Source organism: Weissella kandleri (assembly GCF_001438705.1).
Lineage (GTDB): Bacteria > Bacillota > Bacilli > Lactobacillales > Lactobacillaceae > Weissella > Weissella kandleri.
The window spans coordinates 306,891-327,196 of sequence record NZ_JQBP01000001.1 but is presented as its reverse complement, the minus strand read 5'-3'; the positions used below and the strand labels follow the sequence as shown (position 1 = coordinate 327,196).

The 20,306-nt window shown below is 38.9% G+C and carries 17 protein-coding genes and 1 pseudogene; 1 reads left to right on the top strand and 17 read right to left on the bottom strand.

Going from position 1 to position 20,306, the window contains the following annotated elements:
• The 14 genes and pseudogenes from IV73_RS01610 to dnaG form a co-directional block, all read right to left on the bottom strand.
• A pseudogene (locus tag IV73_RS01610) lies at positions 1-1,620 on the bottom strand (MSCRAMM family adhesin SdrC); the annotation flags it as partial.
• Positions 1,621-1,641: 21 nt separating this feature from the next.
• Positions 1,642-2,496, bottom strand: coding sequence for a hypothetical protein (locus IV73_RS01605; protein WP_057753886.1), 855 nt, complete (start codon positions 2,494-2,496; stop codon positions 1,642-1,644).
• The gene (locus IV73_RS01600; RefSeq protein ID WP_057753884.1) at positions 2,493-3,950 is read right to left on the bottom strand and encodes a glycosyltransferase; all 1,458 of its coding nucleotides are present in this window, start codon (positions 3,948-3,950) and stop codon (positions 2,493-2,495) included. Before IV73_RS01600 ends, IV73_RS01605 begins: the two co-directional genes overlap by 4 nt.
• A gap of 300 nt (positions 3,951-4,250) precedes the next feature.
• Positions 4,251-5,462, bottom strand: coding sequence for an MFS transporter (locus tag IV73_RS01595; protein ID WP_057753881.1), 1,212 nt, complete (start codon positions 5,460-5,462; stop codon positions 4,251-4,253).
• Positions 5,463-5,559: 97 nt separating this feature from the next.
• A complete protein-coding gene (locus tag IV73_RS01590) occupies positions 5,560-6,192 on the bottom strand; it encodes a sugar transferase (protein ID WP_057753878.1) in 633 nt (210 codons plus the stop codon).
• A 5-nt stretch (positions 6,193-6,197) separates the two neighbouring features.
• Positions 6,198-6,932 (bottom strand): hypothetical protein, encoded by a 735-nt coding sequence (locus IV73_RS01585; RefSeq protein ID WP_057753875.1) that lies wholly within the window; start codon positions 6,930-6,932, stop codon positions 6,198-6,200.
• Positions 6,933-6,940: 8 nt separating this feature from the next.
• A complete protein-coding gene (locus IV73_RS01580; RefSeq protein ID WP_057753872.1) occupies positions 6,941-7,213 on the bottom strand; it encodes a hypothetical protein in 273 nt (90 codons plus the stop codon).
• Between the two features lie 166 nt (positions 7,214-7,379).
• Entirely contained in the window at positions 7,380-8,282 is a 903-nt protein-coding gene (locus IV73_RS01575; RefSeq protein WP_057753869.1) for a DnaJ C-terminal domain-containing protein, read from the bottom strand.
• Between the two features lie 95 nt (positions 8,283-8,377).
• The gene (gene dnaK / locus IV73_RS01570; RefSeq protein WP_057753853.1) at positions 8,378-10,201 is read right to left on the bottom strand and encodes a molecular chaperone DnaK; all 1,824 of its coding nucleotides are present in this window, start codon (positions 10,199-10,201) and stop codon (positions 8,378-8,380) included.
• A gap of 23 nt (positions 10,202-10,224) precedes the next feature.
• Positions 10,225-10,779 carry a nucleotide exchange factor GrpE gene (gene grpE, locus IV73_RS01565; RefSeq protein WP_057753848.1) on the bottom strand — a complete coding sequence of 185 codons (555 nt, stop codon included), beginning with the start codon at positions 10,777-10,779 and terminating at the stop codon, positions 10,225-10,227.
• Between the two features lie 15 nt (positions 10,780-10,794).
• On the bottom strand, positions 10,795-11,817 hold the full coding sequence (gene hrcA, locus IV73_RS01560; protein ID WP_057753845.1) for a heat-inducible transcriptional repressor HrcA: 1,023 nt from the start codon (positions 11,815-11,817) through the stop codon (positions 10,795-10,797).
• A 264-nt stretch (positions 11,818-12,081) separates the two neighbouring features.
• Positions 12,082-13,260, bottom strand: a complete 1,179-nt coding sequence (locus IV73_RS01555) for a DUF2075 domain-containing protein (protein WP_057753926.1) — start codon at positions 13,258-13,260, stop codon at positions 12,082-12,084.
• 422 nt (positions 13,261-13,682) lie between these two features.
• Positions 13,683-14,819, bottom strand: coding sequence for an RNA polymerase sigma factor RpoD (gene rpoD / locus IV73_RS01550; RefSeq protein ID WP_057753843.1), 1,137 nt, complete (start codon positions 14,817-14,819; stop codon positions 13,683-13,685).
• A 29-nt stretch (positions 14,820-14,848) separates the two neighbouring features.
• Positions 14,849-16,699 (bottom strand): DNA primase, encoded by a 1,851-nt coding sequence (gene dnaG, locus IV73_RS01545; protein WP_338063235.1) that lies wholly within the window; start codon positions 16,697-16,699, stop codon positions 14,849-14,851.
• Positions 16,700-16,886: 187 nt separating this feature from the next.
• On the opposite strand from dnaG, the gene IV73_RS01540 reads away from it, so the two are divergent.
• Positions 16,887-17,213: a heavy metal-binding domain-containing protein gene (locus IV73_RS01540; protein ID WP_057753837.1), complete on the top strand. Its 327-nt coding sequence runs from the start codon at positions 16,887-16,889 to the stop codon at positions 17,211-17,213.
• A gap of 167 nt (positions 17,214-17,380) precedes the next feature.
• Here IV73_RS01540 and IV73_RS01535 read toward each other — a convergent pair whose 3' ends face one another.
• The 3 genes from IV73_RS01535 to IV73_RS01525 all read right to left on the bottom strand — a co-directional run bounded on the left by IV73_RS01535 (position 17,381) and on the right by IV73_RS01525 (position 20,105).
• Entirely contained in the window at positions 17,381-18,565 is a 1,185-nt protein-coding gene (locus IV73_RS01535) for an iron-containing alcohol dehydrogenase (protein ID WP_057753924.1), read from the bottom strand.
• A gap of 108 nt (positions 18,566-18,673) precedes the next feature.
• Positions 18,674-18,994: a DMT family transporter gene (locus tag IV73_RS01530; protein WP_057753834.1), complete on the bottom strand. Its 321-nt coding sequence runs from the start codon at positions 18,992-18,994 to the stop codon at positions 18,674-18,676.
• Positions 18,995-19,112: 118 nt separating this feature from the next.
• A complete protein-coding gene (locus IV73_RS01525; RefSeq protein WP_057753831.1) occupies positions 19,113-20,105 on the bottom strand; it encodes a WxLIP family cell surface protein in 993 nt (330 codons plus the stop codon).
• Between the last annotated feature and the right edge of the window lie 201 nt (positions 20,106-20,306).

The following is a 20,306-nucleotide window of genomic DNA, read 5'->3' as shown; positions in this document are numbered from 1 at the left end:
CTCTGAATCGCTGATTGACTTTGAGTCTGACTCTGAATCACTGATTGACTTTGAGTCACTCTCTGAATCACTAATTAACTTTGAATCACTCTCTGAATCACTGATGGACGTTGAATTGCTCAATGAATCTGATTCTGAATCGCTGATTGACCTTGACTTACTGAATGACTCCCAAACTGATTCCGACTCACTAATTGATGCGGACCTGCTTTCACTTAATGATTCTGACTCACTCTTACTTTCATCACTCATAGAATCAGATGTACTAAGTGATACTGAATCACTAATTGACGTTGAATCGCTCAATGAATCTGATGCAGAACCGCTGATTGATCTTGACTTACTGAATGACTCCCAAACTGATTCCGACTCACTAATCGACTCACTAATTGATTCAGATTTACTTTCACTTAATGATTCTGACCTACTCTTACTTTCATCACTCATAGAATCAGATTCTGAATCGCTGATTGATTTTGATCCACTCAATGAGTCTGATTCTGAATTGCTGATTGACTTTGACCCACTCAATGAGTCTGATTCTGAATCACTGATTGATTCTGACCTACTCTTACTTTCATCACTCATAGAATCAGATTCTGAATTGCTGATTGATTTTGACCCACTCAATGAATCTGATTCTGAATCGCTGATTGACTTTGATTCGCTTACACTTGTTGATTCTGATTCTGATATACTGATTTGTTCGTCAACTATTGTCAGAGTCGTTTCCTTAACATGCTTTTGTAATTTATCATCGTCAAATTCAATTTTTACTTTATATTTTCCAGCTGTATTATAGTCAACTGATGAATCGTCTAATATTAAGTTATCATAATTAGCATCCGCACCATCAGGCTCAATTAATTTTTCGATATAATCTCTCGCTTGTGGAGCCACATCACCTTTCATAATACTTAATGGTTTAAGAGTCATCTCAAATTGAGACTTTTTGTAAACGATCTCAAATGTGACATCTCCACCTATATCTTCCTCGGGTCCATAATCTGTCCGACTGTTAATTACTGGCATTACATCATCCCATGTTTTAGAATTTGTTTCTATAAGATCACCAATGGGATATGGCACGCCAAGACTAGGTAAAAAGATCGTAGATTTTTCTAAGGAAGGGTAATATCCATCAAACATTTTTGGAGCCGTAAACTTCCAAGTTTCATTTCCACTATTAATTTTAAAAGTGTAAGGATCACTAAGCGGAGTACCATCCTCTGTTACATAAGTTTCCTTTCCTGTGTATGGATAAGCAAAAGGGCTTATTTTATGATCTTGTTGTGCATTTTGATTAGATAAAGGCACACTAACAGTTGATTTATTAGCTAACGTAGTAGATCTACTATCGTTTATTTTGGTAGTTTTCGTTGGATTAGTAGTTATATTATCAACTGACGTATCTGCTGACGCCACCAAGGACCCTACCCCACCTGTCATTAAAGCAGAAAGTGCTCCTAATGTAAATTTAACCACCTTTGTTTGTGTAGTGTCTATTGTAGTCATTGTAGTCAATGTATCTTTTCCATTAACTAAGTACTTACCGTTCTTAAACAAATGATACTGTGAATTTTTTTCTTCTGAGATAATTTTAAATTTATTTTTAACCATATTTCAAGCCTTCTCATATAATCACTTTTCACGCCTAACAACTTGAATGTTAATATCGTTTTCGGCCTCAGACTGCAGTAACCGTCGATCTAATTCTGAATCAACTAATATTCGTTTGAATTTAGGTTGTGTCTCTTTCATAACATGTAATAGATTACCGAAAATATGACCATCAGAATCTTTTATTCCTGCTGTCATATCAAGAACACTGTTTTGTGGGGCAAAAGATAATTCGCGTCCTAATTGAGCAACAATAAATTCATACTGATTATATTTTTCAGCAAACGCTTTTACATATGCATCATTTCCATCAAAAGTTTCCAATTTATCTGAGATAACAAAGTTTAGATTTTGATTAAAGTAAAAAAATCGATTACTTAGTACATGTTTTGAATTAAATAAATTCATCTCTAGTACTTCACCGGAACTAAAATATTGAGTGGCAAATAGTGTACCATCCCGTCGATAAATATCTCGATAATCTATTTGACCATCAAAATCATACCAAGTTACTGACCGAACAAAACGTTGTGAATTCGGGAACCATTCCATCTGACCGATGACTTTCCCTTGACTAATAATTAGCTTATCCCATTGCTTGGTAATATTTAATTGAGCTTGATTTGGTAGTGGCAAATCAGCCCACCATAGTCCTTTTTGTTCATCAATAGGGGCTAAATATTCTTGATTAATCATGTCAAAGACTTTAATCTGGTTTAAATCAATCCCCAACTTATTTTTCAGTAAATACGCGGCATCTTCATGCTGACTTGCAATCCACAACTCATCACTCACTCCGTTTTTAACCCGGGCAATCTGCTTTTGAATTCCCGGAAAATCGGTATAACTTAATGAATTAATTAATTCAATTTTCATCCCAACTCCTCCATAAACTCAGACCAAAGGTTTGCAATCACCGCATTTTGATAATTTTTTGCTGTCTTATGTGCTCCACGTGCTAATCGGTCATAATTGACATAAACCTTTTTCATCGCTTCAGCTAAGTTAACAATATTCTGTGCAACAGCCTGGTCATTCATTGAATTCTCAAAATCAACCAAATAACCATTCTTTTTATCCGCCACTAATTCTTGGGCCCCATATTTATTCGCATATGAAATTAATGGTAATCCTGCCCCTAAAGCTTCTAAATTCGTCAAGCCAAAGCCTTCCGAATATGAGGCAGAAATAAAAACGTCATCATCCTGAATATCACGGGGAACATGTTGGCTCAAACCGAGAACATGTGCAAACCCCTCCAATTTGAGCTCTTTAATCAAATTTTTTAATGGTAATTCATCTGACCCTGCCCCATAAATATCTAAGGTTGCATCATACCCTGCATCAATCAAAATTTTAAGGGCTTGTACAATTTGACTAATATGTTTTTCCGGATGTAAACGCGAAGCCGTTACAAATTTAACCTGTTTTCCGTTTAAACGATGTGGTGGCATCACTTTTTCTACGCCCCCCACTGGAATCATTTTCACGGTGGATTGAGCATCAATCCCAACTCGTGCCAAATCACTCACGATTTCTTTTTGCTGTAATTCCGTCGCGACTACGACCCTATCCATCATCTCGATATGATCAAACATAAATTGATAATAGTTATTCCATAGTGGATGTCCTGCCTGGAATCTAGAAAGATGCGCAGCATGTACAATGTCAACTAATTTGAAATTACCACCTTGTTGCTTGAGCTTGACTAAAGCCTCTTCGTTTTCAACCCCTCGATCGATAATATAAACATTCTTTTGAAAGAATTTATTTAAATATTGATAAAAATACATTATTAAATCATCAAACGCTTCAAATCGTAAGAATTCACCTTTAAAATTATTAATTGTAATAGAACGCATTTGACGCCAGTCACCAGGGCCTTCATGCACATGCCACATCATCTCAATCGGTCCATTTTTTAAGAAATAACGGTCATCCCCAACCAGATATAATTTACGCTCGTCAGAATAACGTTTGTTTTTCAAAATTTCAATCGTATAGCCCGCCGTGGAGCGCCTCGTTGCCAACCGATGTGTATCCGTAAAATCTTTTGTGGTTTTATATTTTTCCGGGGCTTCATAAGGTGTGGTTAAGCCTTTTTCCAAGTACTGATCCGGATTGCTACTCATGAAAAAATCGAAAATATTAATGACTTCATCTTCTTGAATTTTCCATTCATGCATATGTTGATGTAAATCGGGTAAAAGTTCCGTAAAAATATACTTAAACGAAATATTTTTACTCTTAAAAAGATCTGCGCGATAAAACTGTGCATGTTCAACGCCACTATTTCCATGGCCCATCGCCTTATTTACAAAAAAATTCATATTTACCACCTGTAATCACTAAATTTTATATCTTTTTCCATAATTAAGAAGCAACCAAATATTTTATACTCCAAATTTTAGGATTAACAATCTTTATTTACTATACCATCACATATAGTATCAAATGTTGCTTTTTTTACCCTTTCACTGGCACATTTCTGACTTTTAGTAAGAAGGTGATCTAAACACTTATTTCTATGTATAGACAGCGGCATTTTACCAGTCAAAACTCGATCTAACCGCCTAAATTTGCCCAAAATAAAAAGCTTATGCCCATGGCACAAGCTAATTTTGTTTCAATTAAATTGCATGTCGCTTTTGACGCCAGGTAAAAGCAAAAATGCTCCAAATCCCAATCAACAATAGACCACCAAAACCATAAAGAATCGAACTGCCTAATGGTTCGACCAGATAGCCCACCAAAATCACAATTAAAGGCACCCACAAATCGATCGAAAAGAAAGTAATGCTCATCACACGACCCAAGAACTCGCGGCTACTCGTCTGTTGGTTAGTTGTATTCACCTTAACCGTCGTAGCCGCTCGAACGGCTCCTGAAAGTACAACGACTCCCGCCAACACTGGCAAGGATGGGAAAATCGCCGCACACAAATAAGCTACCCCCAATAAACTTAAATCAACATACAAGGTTTTAATCTGATTCAATTTAGGAATCCGCGACAAGAGAAGTCCCATTAATAAACCGGCAATAGCTGCAAAGGACAACATTTTTGAATATGATCCGGCTGTCCCACCATAAACCTTTTGAATTAAATAAGGCGTAATGACTAAGAAACCTTCAAAAAAGAAATTGGACCACATCGCAATTAACATCGATTCTAATAGTTGTGGTGTATTCAAAACATACTTACCACCAGCCACAATTCCGCGCCACATAGGTTCTTTAACACTCTGTCCCGAATCAGGACGATACTTTATCAACGCATTAATCCCCGCGGTCAAAATCAACAACCCACTATAAATCAACAAAAAGTCCCGCAAGTTCATCCATTTAAACGCCATCAAGAAACCACCCGCTAACGGTCCTAACGCTTGCCCAGTAGTAAATGCCATACTAATCATCGCGTTTACTACTGGGACCCGTTCTGGCTTAATAACATCTGGCAACAAGGTTCTCCCCGCCGGATATGCAAATGAAATATCAACATTCAATACTAAAGTAACTAAAAACAGAACCCAAATTTGCGGTTGGTTCGGATTTAGCACAAAGGCCAATCCCATAATAAATATACCGCCTATCAGGTCCGCCCCAGCTAAGAGATACTTACGATTGTAACGATCCAACAAAATCCCCACGACCAAATCACACGCCATAAAAACCAAAAAGCCAAAGCCAGTTAGCCAACCTAAAATTTTAGCATTACCAAAACTTGCCACTAAAAACCAATTTAACGCAAAATGATAAATTCCTTCTCCAAACACCGACGCAAAATTAGAACCTAACAACGGGGCACTAAAATTTTGCTTCTCCACTTTTTTTACTTCAACCATTACACAATTCCTCGTATAAAACGACGGTCAACGCACCCGTTTTATTCAATCAGGATACATTGACCGCTATTTATCTATATTATTTCAATATCACTTACTATTCGGCACCACGCGCCGTAAATACAGCTCCAAAATTTTTAAACAAAACTACAAAATCAAACCACAAATTAGGATGGTCGACATATTCTAATTCAATATCAGCACGTTCCGGGTATTGAATCTCACTACGTCCACTACCTTGCCATAGGCCCATCGCTCCCGGCCGAACAGATAATAATTTGGCCACTCGTTCTGGCGTCTCATATTCTTTCAATTCTTTCTCCACCACTGGACGCGGACCGATAACGGTCATATCTCCAATTAGTATATTCAAAAATTGAGGTAATTCGTCAATGCTTGTTCTACGTATGAAAGCTCCAAATTTAGTTATCCGCGGATCTTCAGCTGTGGGCAATTTATACCCATTAGCGACGAACTTAGCATATAATGCCGGATTATCATATAATTTTTGTTCAGCGCCGACCACCATTGACCGAAATTTAAAAATATAAAAGGGTTTCCCTTGTTCGCCAATCCGTCTCTGTCGATAAAAAATGGGCCCTTTATTTTCACCAAAGGTATAAAAAAGCATCATAATCAAAAAGAATGGCGCTAAAATGATTAAAGCAAACATCGATACTGAAATATCAACAAAACGCTTCGCAAAAATATACATTTTATTTCTTTGCATCACTGTTATCCTTCCTCTGGGATTATAGCAAAATCCACGACCGCTTCTTGCGAAAAGTGCACTTGCACTTTTTGAACTTGATTAGCTAGACGATGCGGAATCAAAACCGTTACAAAGCTGTCTTGTATAGCCCCCGGTTGAATCTCTTGATTAGCTAGCCGCGCATCATTATCCAACCCACTCAAAGTATTGGCTTCATAATCTTGGTTTAGTACCACCGCTTTAACCCCGTCCATCTGTAAAGGATGATTACTAAGATTTTTAATTTGATATTTAATAATTAAGTTTTGATAATCGCCTTGCACGTCACGTGAATTAAAAGCCATTTGGGCCATTCTCAAAGCCTCATCCGTTTTCGGAGTATTAAGTTGCCACTTCACTTGTTGTAAATTATACTGTGCCTGCTGATCGACCACCATTTTCCCATTTAGATCCTGTAACAACTTTAATTCAGTACGATTACCTGCTGGACTAATACTAAATTGTCCTGGTTGCGTTAAGTTACCTGAGCTAACGTATTGCTTTGATTGCTGCTCTTGCTTACTAATTTTATAGCGCCGTTGATTATTTTTTCCAACCGCCCCATCCTGGAGCGGTTTATCTTGATTCTTAATCGATGGTTCTTGCGCTGTTTTTTTAATTTGTTGTTGCCGATCCAACAATAACCAGCCACCCATCAGGATCGCACCGAGTACTACTACCGTTCCGCCAATCCACCAATATTTTTTATTTTTTTGCATATCTTCTCCTAACCCAGGTACAATTGGCACCCTTGAATATGATAGCCAAAGACTAACTGTTGTTGATTTTCCCATTTAATTAATAGATTTCGTTCATTATTATCTGGTATGTTGCGTAAATCAGCCAAAGTCAAGCGTCCATTGATATGGGGCGTCAAGATAATTTGATCAGTATAGCCACTCATCATCAATAAAGGCAACGCTTGTTGATTAAATCGACTCCAAAGTTGATAAGTCGCCGCCATGTCTTGCGTGGCTTGCTTGAACTGTCCTAAGTTCATTTGATTCAGTCCCCATTTCAAATATAATTACGCATTTCATTTTTCTTAAGTGCCAGTAAGTTTATCATAACAAAAAAATCTTCACAACAGTATCACTATCATGAAGACTTCATTAAACTTTTAAAAATTTAATCATTTACAGATAAAGTATCTTTTATTTTAGTCACTATCCGAAGAAACCCTTCTTATGTTGACCATTCATAGCTGCTTGGTATTGCTTCAAAGCATCTTGTTGATCCCTTGATAACTTCGTTGGCACATCAATGTAAACAATTACATATTGATCACCGGTTCCCGTGCCACGCAAACGTGGAGCACCTTTACCACGAAGACGGAATCGCTTACCGTTAGACGTTCCGGCTGGAATCTTCAATTTTGCTTCACCTTGCACCGTCTTAACAACGATTTCGCCACCTAAAGTAGCCGTTGCAAAGTCCAAAGGTTGTTGCAAATAAACATCTGCGCCATCACGTTCAAAGCCGTCCTTAGAAGGTGCAACATTGAATACCACAAACAAATCACCAAATGGTCCACCATTAGTTCCGGCTTCACCATACCCAGCCATGCGCATTTGTTGACCGTCTTCAACTCCTGCAGGTACCGTTATCTTAACCTTCTTTTGCTCATTTTGGCCATTAGCCCCTAATCGACTGTACTCAATATCAACTTCCTTACCAGCAATGGCTTCATCAAAGCTCAAATGTAACCGATATTGTAAGTCTGAACCTTGTCGTGGCCGATTAGGATCAAAAGCTCCCCCAAACATTTGGCTAAAGATATCACCAAAGTCTGAATAACCCCCAAAGCCACCCTGGCCTCCAAAACCACCTTGACCACCAAAGCCTTGTTGGTCACCAGTTGTACCAAATTGGTCATAAGCGGACCGCTTTTGATCATCCCCTAAGGTCTCAAAAGCTTCTTGCACCTCTTTATACTTCTCTTCAGCTCCTGGCTCTTTGTTCAAATCAGGATGGTATTTTTTGGATAACTTACGGTATGCTTTTTTAATTTCATCTTGGGATGCGTTCTGATCAACTCCCAAGGTTTCATATAATTTAGTATTATTCATGGGAAACCTGCCTCTACTTTCTTTTATATGTATAAAAATGAGCCTTACAGCCCATCTTTGTTCAATCCAATGGTTATTCGATTTCCCCTACCAAATTACTTCTTATCTGATACGTCCTCGAAGTCACCATCAACAGTATTGTCGTCATCCTTGGCACCGTCAGCACCGTCAGCTCCTTGTTCTGGAGCAGCTTGTTGATACAACTTAACTGCTAATTCTTGTGAAACCTTTTCCAAAGCTTCCTTCTTTTCCTTCATCTGATCCAAATCATCCGCTTCTTTGGCTGACTTCAAATCATTTAAAGCATCTTGAACTGGCTTCTTATCATCATCGCTCAACTTATCACCAGTATCATCCAAAGTCTTCTCAGCAGTAAAGATCATTTGATCAACGTCATTACGCAAATCAACTTCTTCCTTACGCTTCTTATCGGCTTCTTCATTGGCCTTGGCATCATTCATCATCTTCTCAATCTCTTCATCTGACAATGTACCTGAATTTTGGATGGTGATCTTTTGTTCCTTTTGCGTTCCTAAGTCCTTGGCAGAAACCGTTACGATTCCGTTACGGTCAATGTCAAACTTAACCTCGATTTGTGGAACACCACGAGGAGCAGCAGGAATATCTGCTAATTGGAAACGTCCCAAAGTCTTGTTGTCAGCAGCCATCGCACGCTCCCCTTGCAAGACGTGGATATCAACAGCAGGTTGATTATCAGCAGCAGTTGAGAAGACTTGTGACTTAGAAGTTGGGATAGTCGTGTTACGATCAATCAACTTTGTAAAGACCCCACCCATTGTCTCAATTCCAAGTGTCAAAGGTGTAACGTCCAAAAGTACAACATCCTTAACATCACCAGTAATCACACCACCTTGAACAGCAGCTCCCAAAGCAACCGCTTCGTCAGGATTGATTGAGTGGTTAGGTTCCTTTCCAGTTAAGTCCTTAACGAATTCTTGAACGGCAGGGATACGAGTTGAACCACCATTTAAGATCACTTGATCAATATCAGAATTGCTCAACCCAGCATCCTTCAAAGCAGTCTCAACCGAAGCCTTAGTCCGCTCAACCAAGTCAAGTGTTAATTGGTTGAACTTAGCACGCGTCAATGTCGTTTGGATGTGCAAAGGACCATTATCTGATGAAGCGATAAATGGCAAATCAATTTGTGCTTCAGTGGCCTGTGACAATGTCTTCTTAGCCGTCTCTGCAGCTTCCTTCAAACGTTGCATTGCCAAAGCATCTTGCTTCAAATCTACGCCGTTTTCTGTCTTGAAGTCGTCAGCCAACCAGTCGATAATCTTAGCATCAAAGTCATCTCCACCAAGATGTGTATCACCAGAAGTTGACAAAACTTCAAACACTCCATCACCTAATTCAAGGATTGAAACGTCAAAGGTTCCTCCACCAAGGTCATAAACCAAGATTTTTTCATCCTTATCCAAATCACCAAGACCATAAGCCAAAGCTGCAGCTGTTGGCTCATTGATAATCCGCTCAACTTCTAAGCCAGCAACCTTTCCAGCGTTCTTAGTAGCTTGACGTTGGGCATCGTTAAAGTAAGCAGGTACTGTAATAACAGCCTTATCGACTGTCTCACCTAGGTAATCTTCAGCATACTTCTTGATGTATTGCAAAATCATAGCTGAGATTTCTTCAGGTGTATAATCCTTACCACCCGCATTAACCTTATATCCTTCTTCACCCATGTGTGACTTAATTGAAATCACAGTGTCAGGGTTCGTCATGGCTTGACGTTTAGCTGTATCACCAACTTGTGTCTCACCATTCTTAAATGAAACAACAGATGGTGTTGTCCGTCCCCCATTAGGATTAGTGATAATCTTTGGCTCTCCACCTTCCATAACAGCAACAGCAGAGTTTGTAGTTCCTAAATCAATTCCAATAATCTTTGACATAACTTAATACCTCACTTTTAATTTTAGTTATAAATTACGACCATGGCTGGGCGAACAACGCGATCGGCCAAGACATAACCTTTTTGCAAAACCTGTGCAATCGTATCAGCAGGATGATCTTCATCGGCTGGTGCCGTTTGTACTGACTGATGAATCTCTGGATCAAATTGCTCCCCAACTGCTCCAACAGCATGAATATCGTTATCTTCTAAGGCTTTAATCAACGTCTTAGAAACCATCTCAACTCCTGTCTTAAGTTGTTGAGAAGTCTCGCTATCCGTTTCAACTTGCACGGCGCGTTCTAAATTGTCTAAGGCTGGCAAAATTGATTTTGCCAACTTTTGCGTGGCATATTTTAAAGCTGTGGCTTGCTCTTTAGCAAATCGGCTTTGCATATTTTGCATTTCTGCGTTAACACGTAGATATTTATCTTCCAATTCGTCATAACGTGCTTGCAAAACTTCTTCATCATCTGCTGATTCTGAATTTTGAGCTTCAGCTTCGTTTGCAGTCGGTTCTAACTCTTCAACTTCAACCTCTTCTACAACTTCATCACGCTCTTCTTGATTTTCCGCCATGTACACACCTCTTTTCTAATAATATTCAACCAATTCTTCAGCAACTGCTTGCTTAACCTCAGTTAATAGGTTGGCCAATTCAGCATATGGCATGCTGGTTGGCCCCAAAATAGCTAATTCTCCAAAGCCGTGCCGTGGAACAGCATAACGTGTAGACATTAAGCTATATGGTCGCAAATGAGGATCAATATTTTCATCCCCAATTTGAATGACAATTCCATCATTTACTGAACCAATCACGCGCCGCATTTCAATCGGATCTTCCAAAAGCTCAAACAACGTTTTAACATCTTTTAGACTTTCCCCAGCGGCAAAGTCCATGACGTTTAACCGTCCGCCCATGAAAACCTTATCTTGAATTGAACGGGATAACATATCTCCGAACAATTGTAGAAATGCTTGTGGTGATCGAATCGTACGCTCCAAGTCTAGTGGTAAATCTCCACTCAAACTATCCAGTGCTTCATGAATCGACTGTCCTACTAACTTTCCATTAATATAAGAAATAATTGTTTGTAGCTCTTGGACCGTTGCACCTTTAGGCAATCGGAAACTTTGACTAACCGTCTGACCATCATTTGTTACCAAGATCGCCATGACCTGCTGTCCATCAATTGGGATTAATTGTAATCCCGATAAACGCACGTCGCGTGCTTCTGGTTTCAATGCCAAGACCGTTAATCTTGTTTTATCAGCTAAATATTTAGTAACTTGTTGCAAGAGATCATCAACCTCTTGGAACCGACGACTAAACATATGCTTTAATTCCGCTTGAACCCTATTAGTACTTCGATCCAATGACATCAAATAATCCACATAATAGCGATAACCCTGTTGAGATGGCACGCGTCCAGAAGAAGTGTGTTCCTTTTGAATCAACCCTTGCATCTCCAAGTGTGCCATTTCGTTGCGAATCGTCGCCGAACTTACTGGTAATTTAATATCCACAAGTAATGCTTTAGAACCCACGGCTTTTCCTGAATGAATGTAATCAGCAATAATCGCATTTAAAATAATCCGTTGTCGCTCAGTTAACATTTCAAACCAACTTTCCGTTTAGCTTAGCACTCATATCTTGTTCTTGCTAACACCTATAATATTACACCCTTTCGAAAAGATGTCAACCTTTTTAGCACTTATATTTTACGAGTGCTAAAAATCTAATTAAACATTGTATACCAACGCTTCATTCTTGTTGAACCGTTTCATTTTTCAAAAAAAACTGATTTTATGATATTTTTTAGCTTCATAAAAATAAAACAGCTTAGAATTTTAAGTCCTAAACTGTCTTTCATTGAATCATTAGTTCTCTTGATCTGCACCTAGATTTAACTCCAATAACCGAGCCCGCAAGGCATCATCATACGCTGTTAAATACAAACCATATTTACCACGTTTAATTAAGACATTCAGTACATTCGCAATAAATGCTTTGTACTCTGCTTGTGTAAACTGTCGGTCTTTCCGTTTTTTGAAAATCTCTTTATGTGAATACTTCTCAGGGATAATCGTCATCACATCTTTTTTGGCATCATAACCAAATGAAGGCCCAATAATCATTCCCACATAATTTAAATCAAACCCTTGCAAGGTGTAAATCGTTCCGACTTGGGTAATTGAACCTTCTCGCTTGGCCCAGTGCGTCCGTTGCGGATCCCACTCATCCCAAGGCAAACTAAATGTGTCCATTTCAACATTGTGGCGCCCATCAATGCGCGGGAAGCCTGAAGTCGCAACAACGCGGCTCATCCCTGCTTCACGGTTCTTTACCTTAATTTGTTCATATAAAGCTCCAGCTGTGTCAAACATCTTGAATTCAAATGAGCTATTATCTGGAAAGGTCGTCAATGGCTGTTGCGCCGTTAAATTATCCATCCAGGCCACTTGTTCATCACTAGCCACCATTCGATATTGAAAATCCATCTCAAAAATCTGGTATGGGTGCTTTCCAATGGTTTTAAATAACAAATCCTCGTCCCAATACATCTTCGACTGGAAGACTTGTTCAAAATCATAAACAACCACTACCACTTTGGCCAAGTTCATTAAATCAGTCAATTGATTTTCACCCCGGTAATGAGCATATGGTTCTGACTTGGAATACAATAAATGAGCCTCGTCGACAAAGATAATATCATATTTCTTATGATTTTTCTGTGCATCATTAATCAACGCCGTGGGCCGCCGGATTGATTTAACATCCATCTTCGGGATTGCACTCCCTAAATCTTGATACGCCTTATATAATTCAGGATGATTAACAACCAAAGCTGTCTTATAACGCTGATCAGTCATATATTGCCGGACTAATTCCATCAAAACGACTGATTTACCTGTCCCGGCAGCTCCTTGAATAATCGCTACACTATGTTCTTTACCTTGCAAGCTTTGCGCAATATAGGCATTCATTTTTTGAATGACAGCCTTTTGATCATCTGACAAATCATCCACAAAAAATTGTTCTTTTAATACCGGGTTCATTTTCATTATTTAATCCCTCATCCTTTTTCAACAATAGTTTAATTTTAACATTATTAAGCCAATCATATAAATTATTTCAGTAGATTATTTATAAAGCAGTTAAAAATTCCCACATTCCAATCATGTATACTTCTCTAATCACAAGACCTGACCGCGAACTTCAATCGGTTCTTAACTACTAATTAGCGCTTAATTATAAGTAGATTCCATTAAGCTTGCATACCACCAGCCAAACATTTTTCATTAACCACATCTAATAAAAATGGACGGTCTTGCACGCCACCCCCGAATCTGAAGTATTTCGTCATCCCATTCTGAAAATTACAATACACTATAATGCAATAATGAAAAACATTAGTTAACCTAGATAAATAAAAAAACTCATCTACCGACGAGTTTTTAACTTTAAAATTTTAATCATCTTAATCCAAGAAGTCACGCAATTGCTTTGAACGTGACGGATGCCGCAACTTCCGTAAGGCCTTGGCTTCGATTTGCCGAATCCGTTCACGCGTAACCCCAAATACTTTTCCAACTTCTTCCAAGGTTCGTGTCCGACCGTCTTCCAAACCAAATCGCAACCGCAACACATTTTCTTCCCGTTCTGTCAAAGTATCAAGCACCGTTTCCAACTGTTCCTTCAACATTTGATAAGCGGCTGAATCCGCGGGAGAAATAGCTTCATTATCTTCAATAAAGTCCCCAAGATGCGAGTCATCCTCTTCGCCAATTGGTGTCTCCAACGAAACTGGTTCTTGCGCAATTTTTAGAATATCCCGCACTTTTTCCGTTGGGATATCCATTTCTGCACCGATTTCTTCAGGTGTTGGTTCCCGACCCAAATCAGACAACAAAGCTCGCTGAATCCGGATCAACTTATTAATCGTCTCAACCATATGCACAGGAATCCGAATCGTCCGCGCTTGGTCAGCGATGGCACGCGTAATTGCTTGCCGAATCCACCAAGTTGCATAAGTTGAGAACTTAAATCCCTTCCGGTAATCGAACTTCTCAACAGCCTTCATCAGCCCCATATTTCCTTCTTGAATCAAGTCCAAAAATTGCATTCCCCGTCCGACATAACGCTTAGCAATTGACACCACTAGTCGTAAATTCGCTTCTGCTAGCTCTTGTTTAGCTGATTCATCTCCAGCCTCAATCCGTTCGGCCAATTGAACTTCTTGTTCTCCAGTCAACAAATCAACTCGCCCAATTTCTTTTAAATACATTCGAACTGGGTCATTAATCTTCATTCCGCTGGGAGCTTCTTCAGCTTCGCGCAGTTCCTTCTCAGTTAATTTCGTTTTATTATTATTTAAAGCTCGCGCAGCTGGTTCACCTTTTTCATCAACAATTGAAATTCCAGCGGACTCAACCTTATCATAAAGTTCATCAATTTGATCCGCATTTAAATTCCAACGCTTCACCAAAGTTTCATGTAATTCATCTTCTTTGATTTGTTTGGCTTGCTTATATTCAGCTACTAAATTTTTAATTGCTTTGTCAAAACCTTTTTGATCAAACGGTTCATTTGTGGTTGTCCCTTTTGCTTTTGCCATATTTAAAGCTCCTCTTTTTTACTACAGTCTCATTGATTTGCTAAATCTTTTGCTTGTTGCTTTCGCAGCAACGTTAGTAATTCCATACTAAGTTGGTTTATTGAGCTATCATTATGCATCTGCTTTGCTTCTGATAATGCCCGTTTCTTTTGCGCAATCTGTTGTTGCAGAGGTGCAGTTTTAACAATAACTTGAATATATTCTGGTACTTGACTTTTATCCTGCATCAAAGCCGGATTAACATTATCAAATTCGGCGACCATCCGTGACAATTCAGGTTCTTTGACAAAATTCATAAAATTAGCCAAGTTATCAATCGTGGTGAGTTGATTGGTTTCTTTATAATTTTCAGCTAACAGAAAAATTGTCTCATAGATAACATCAATAAACTGAAAATCAGGCTCACGGGTAACCATTAACCAAACATCTTGGTCCTTTAGCATCCACGCCAACAAAATTCGCTCAGCTTGCTCAATCCCCGACAGTTGCGGTGTACGCTGCGCACCACTCTCTGCCAGATTAACTTGGTTGGCCCGCATTTTATTATCATTAGCACGTCCTTGAGCAGTCTTTTGCAACAAAAGATGTCGCAATTGTTCTTCCAGGCCATCTAAACTTACATCAAATTCATCGGCCAAACGTTTTAAATAAGTTTGGCGAACTAAAGGTTCTTTGACGCCGGCCACAACTGGCAAAACTTGCTCAAGATAATTAAAAATATCATTTTGATTCTGCAAATTATAATCTTGCCTGAAGTAACGTAAACTAAATGCTACCGGATCTTCCAAATTATGCTTTAAAACCTGCTGAAAGGCTTCAACACCCTTTTGTCGCACATATTCATCTGGATCTAATCCATCCGGAATATGTAAAATTTGTGGTTTAGCAGCACTATTTTGTTCAATCAAATTTAGTGCGCGTAAACTCGCCGCTTGTCCCGCTGTATCGGCATCATATGCAATCGTGATGCCTTGTGCCATTCGACCTAAACGTTGCACTTGTTTTTGCGTTAAGCTAGTCCCCATTGAGGCCACTCCATTGGTTACCCCGGTTTGGAAAGCGGCAATAACATCCATAAATCCTTCAAACAAAATCACAGACTTAGTTTTACGAATACTGCCCTTCGCCAAATCTAAATTAAATAATTCGTTTGATTTGTCAAAAATCGAGCTTTCAGGACTATTCATGTACTTGGCGACACTGTCATCTTGGGACATCCGTCGTCCCGAAAAAGCAATTGGTGCGCCACTTTGATTTCGAATCGTAAAGAGCACCCGATCAACAAACCGATCATGTAAACTTCCATCATCCCATTCAATGAACAATTCCGAGTCACGCAGGAGCTGATAATCAATATTTTTTTCCTTAAAGTACTGGAATAAAGCATCCCCCGCTGGCGCATAACCAAGCATATACGTATCAATTGTACTATCATCTAGACCACGCCGATGAAGATAGGCCAAGGCTGCATCTCCAACCGCAGTATTAAGTAATAAATAATGATAGAAATGCATCGCGTCATCATACAAGGTTAAAATCGCGCGGTCCTGAGCTGAAATTTGTGACTGCTTTGCCTGGTTGTCAGCAGTATAGCTAGCATCCAATTCAATCCCTGATTGCTCGGCTACCTGGGCCACCGCCTGCACAAATGTTAAATCTTCTTTTTCCATTAAAAAGGTATAGACGTTTCCCCCACGTCCACACGAAAAACAATGAAAAATCTGCTTTTCTTCATTAACCGAAAATGATGGAGTTCTTTCTTCATGCCAAGGACATTTGCCAAAAAAATTACGTCCTTGTTTTTTTAAAGTGACATATGGACTGATTACGTCAACAATATTCACATTTTGGCGGATATTTTCAACGACTTCATCTGGAATTGAAACAGCGATGATAATCCCCTCCTCATGATTTAAACACTAAATAAGCAACTTTAAGTATCACATTTTGTCAACCCCTTGTCAAGCCTGCTGCATCAAAGCCTCATCATCAATTCATCAACCCAAATTATATGCTATAGTTATAGGTAACAGGTTCACCTAACACACATCATTAAGGAGCTATAAAATGAACGAAATCAAAATTGTCACGACTGAAAACGTCGCCGGCTATTCCGTCACCGAAACCTTAGGCGAAGTTTTTGGGCTCACAACCCGTTCTCGCAATATTTTTTCAAGTATTGGGCAAGGCTTGAAAACTATCGTCGGGGGTGAGATAAAGGGTTATTCAACTTTACAAGAACTAGCACGACAAGAGGCCATCACGCGCTTACGCCAACAAGCTGCTATGCTAGGTGCTGATGCCGTGATTATGTTTCGCTTTGATTCATCTTCTTCCAATATCGGTGATTCCGTCACCGCTTATGGGACCGCAGTCAGGCTTGCTAAAATTTAAGCCATTTTTTTCAACAACACAGCTAACTAAGCACTCTGAAGCTTGGTTAGCTTTTTTGAATGCATCAATGTCCGTAATCATATTGCTTGCGCTCATGGGCGTAAAAAAAGCTGGTATTGAAAAACACCAACTTTTATATTTTTAAACTATTAAAACTCACCAATCAATTAATCTTCAAAATGGTCGTTTGTCATGGATGCTTGATACAAAGCCACCACATCTTGCGCTTGCATTGGCTTATAACCATTTGCTAATCGACCAACTTCCACCGCTGACTTAGCCATCGCTTGGAAATTAATTTCATCTTCAATTCCCACTCCTGGCAAAGTTGTTGGCACTTCAAGTGACTTAACCCAATCATAGGTTGCTTGAATGGCCGCATGTGCTAACTTCCAATCATCATCGCCGTTTAAATGCCAAACATTCTTCGCGAACTGAACAAACTTTGATAATGAACTATCATCCAAAATATATTCCATCCAACGTGGCGTCAAGATTCCCAAACCAACTCCATGAGTAATATCATAATAAGCTGACAATTCATGTTCTACGGGATGAACTGTCCAGCCATTCTCATTACCAGAACCAACTAGGCTATTTAATGCCATAGTAGCTGAAATCATGAGGTTTCCCCGAGCAATATAATTATCAGGATTAGCCAAGGCAAGTGGCGCATTGGCAATAACCGTCCGCATCACTCCTTCAATCATCCCGTCAAACACATCCGTTGATGCACGATCAAAATATTGTTCAGTCAAATGTGAGAAAATATCAATTGATCCAGCGGCTGTTTGCCACTTTGAAACTGAATAAGTTAATGTTGGATCCAAATATGAAACCCGTGGTGTTTGCGGACCAAAAGTACCTAACTTTTGATGCGTTTCTGGATTTGAAATCACTGAACCCTTATTCATTTCTGTTCCAGTGGCTGACAAAGTTAGAATATCAAGATAAGGCATTTGTTTAATATCTTGACGAAGACTTGGATTTAAGACCAAGTCCCATGGATCACCTTGATAAAACTTCGCTGAAGCAATTACCTTAGAAGCATCAATGACTGACCCACCACCAACGGCTAAGATAACATCAATATCATGCTCTTGCACCAGCTTTTGCCCTGCTCGCACAGAATCAATCTTAGGATTAGGTGCAATACCATTCAATTCGTAAACTTCAAAATTCTTCAACAAATCCATTACACGGGCATATAGTCCAGACGCCTTAATTGAACCGCTACCATAAGTTAACAGTACCTTATGTCCATATTGTGCTAAGTCTTCTGATAATTCTGCATCAATATAATCAGTACCAAATTTTAATTTAGTATCATTAAAAATCGTAAAATCGTGCATTTTCATCTGAAATCTGCCTCCGTTTTTAAGCTATCATCCATTTTCTGCGCTATCAATTATAGCACATTTAAAAAGCTTAATTATCGCATTTACTGAATTAAAATAAGTTTAATGACTACTTGTCACCTTAATCCCAATCAAGCCAATTAACAATAAAGCGACAAAAGACCAAGTTAAAGGGCTTAAATGATCACCAAAGAGCGTCACACCAACAATAATCGAACCGACTGCTCCGATGCCTGTCCAGACTGGATAAGCAATCCCTAACGGCAATGCTTTAATGGCTAAAGCCAGCAATCCCACACTCGCCAACATTGCAATCAGTGTGATGCTTGTATATTTTAAATCTGTAAAACCCTGACTTAGCTTCATTGTCGTGGCCCACACTACTTCCAATAAACCAGCACATATTAAATAAATCCATGTCATTTTCCACTGAACCTCAATCCTTTCAATTATCATTTCATTGTAACATCTCAAGGGTTCCGCCGACAATTTGCACCTACTTGGGCGTTTACTTTTAAACTAGGATTAATTTTTAACGAGGTTACCGTTTCTTGACCCACCAGTAGATGCTTCCCAAAAGTACTAACAAGACCAGGACGCCGACAATCCAAATCCACAATGGCATTGATGCTTGACCGACAACAGCCCGATTAACATTTTTCGCATCCTTTGCTGTAATCACAAAATTTTTCTTGAAATGCCAATGATTATCTTTAGCATCCTGCACTTTTAAATCAAGCAGATATTTTCCAGCACGCAAATCTTTACCTTCCCAATCAATAGCAAAATTATAGGTAGAATTGGGCGCCATTTGCATATTCTTATCATATTTAACCTGGCGCACCGTCTTTCCAGAATGACGGTCTATCACTTTAGCTTGATATTTTAAATGGCCCATCGCATCCATCGTCGGATTCCTTAATTGCGCCACGACACTCGTTTTCGCAAACGACACAGCCGGCTTAACCTTAATTAATTCTAGTTTGCGTGTGACTGGTTCATCGTTTTCAGTCAACTTCAAACCAACGATATATCCAAATTCATTATTAATGCCGCCCTCTTGTTTCTCATTCATTTTTAAAACTTGAATTCCCGCCAAAATTTGACCAGCATATTCTTTATCAGGCATGTTAATTTCGATGGGAATCTGGGCACTATTTTGACCGGCTACTTTAATCGTCTTGGGCGCATGCACTATCTCAGATAATTGATATGGGAAACTAGCATCAACGCCTTGCTTACTCTGCCCATAATCAATAAAACCAGCATGGTTTGTATAGGCTTGATTTATTCTGATTTTAAATTGGCTCTCTACTTGCGCGGTATTTTTTAAATCCAAATAAATAGTTTGCTTTTGACCCGGTGCCATACGTAAATCAAAATAGCTCTGATCTTTTTGACTTTGATTCTGCGGCAATTCTGGGACGACACTAAATTGCACATTATTATCTGCGTGGACAGGGCTAATGAACACAAATCCTAATAAACTTGTTATAAATATAATCATCCACCAACTTAATTTATTTTTCATCATCAGCTTTACCTCGTTCCTTTCGCTATTCAATAATAATAAAATAATGATAAAACAATGATATCTTTTAACATTTTAATAATAACCGATTTGTTATATATTTGAAAGGGTTTTCACAATATTTATCAATTTTGTCAACGAATCGCATCTACGGATGCGATTAATCCCCTATTCGGCCAATAATATGTTAAATTGAATATATTA

Coding starts and splice junctions, on each gene's coding strand:
- IV73_RS01525 (WP_057753831.1), bottom strand. CDS start 20,105: ATGATGAAAAATAAATTAAGTTGGTGGATGATTATATTTATAACAAGT.
- IV73_RS01605 (WP_057753886.1), bottom strand. CDS start 2,496: ATGAAAATTGAATTAATTAATTCATTAAGTTATACCGATTTTCCGGGA.
- IV73_RS01535 (WP_057753924.1), bottom strand. CDS start 18,565: ATGCACGATTTTACGATTTTTAATGATACTAAATTAAAATTTGGTACT.
- dnaK (WP_057753853.1), bottom strand. CDS start 10,201: ATGTCAAAGATTATTGGAATTGATTTAGGAACTACAAACTCTGCTGTT.
- IV73_RS01540 (WP_057753837.1), top strand. CDS start 16,887: ATGAACGAAATCAAAATTGTCACGACTGAAAACGTCGCCGGCTATTCC.
- hrcA (WP_057753845.1), bottom strand. CDS start 11,817: ATGTTAACTGAGCGACAACGGATTATTTTAAATGCGATTATTGCTGAT.
- IV73_RS01575 (WP_057753869.1), bottom strand. CDS start 8,282: ATGAATAATACTAAATTATATGAAACCTTGGGAGTTGATCAGAACGCA.
- IV73_RS01590 (WP_057753878.1), bottom strand. CDS start 6,192: ATGCAAAGAAATAAAATGTATATTTTTGCGAAGCGTTTTGTTGATATT.
- IV73_RS01530 (WP_057753834.1), bottom strand. CDS start 18,994: ATGACATGGATTTATTTAATATGTGCTGGTTTATTGGAAGTAGTGTGG.
- rpoD (WP_057753843.1), bottom strand. CDS start 14,819: ATGGCAAAAGCAAAAGGGACAACCACAAATGAACCGTTTGATCAAAAA.
- IV73_RS01580 (WP_057753872.1), bottom strand. CDS start 7,213: ATGAACTTAGGACAGTTCAAGCAAGCCACGCAAGACATGGCGGCGACT.
- IV73_RS01595 (WP_057753881.1), bottom strand. CDS start 5,462: ATGGTTGAAGTAAAAAAAGTGGAGAAGCAAAATTTTAGTGCCCCGTTG.
- IV73_RS01600 (WP_057753884.1), bottom strand. CDS start 3,950: ATGAATTTTTTTGTAAATAAGGCGATGGGCCATGGAAATAGTGGCGTT.
- grpE (WP_057753848.1), bottom strand. CDS start 10,779: ATGGCGGAAAATCAAGAAGAGCGTGATGAAGTTGTAGAAGAGGTTGAA.
- IV73_RS01555 (WP_057753926.1), bottom strand. CDS start 13,260: ATGAACCCGGTATTAAAAGAACAATTTTTTGTGGATGATTTGTCAGAT.
- IV73_RS01585 (WP_057753875.1), bottom strand. CDS start 6,932: ATGCAAAAAAATAAAAAATATTGGTGGATTGGCGGAACGGTAGTAGTA.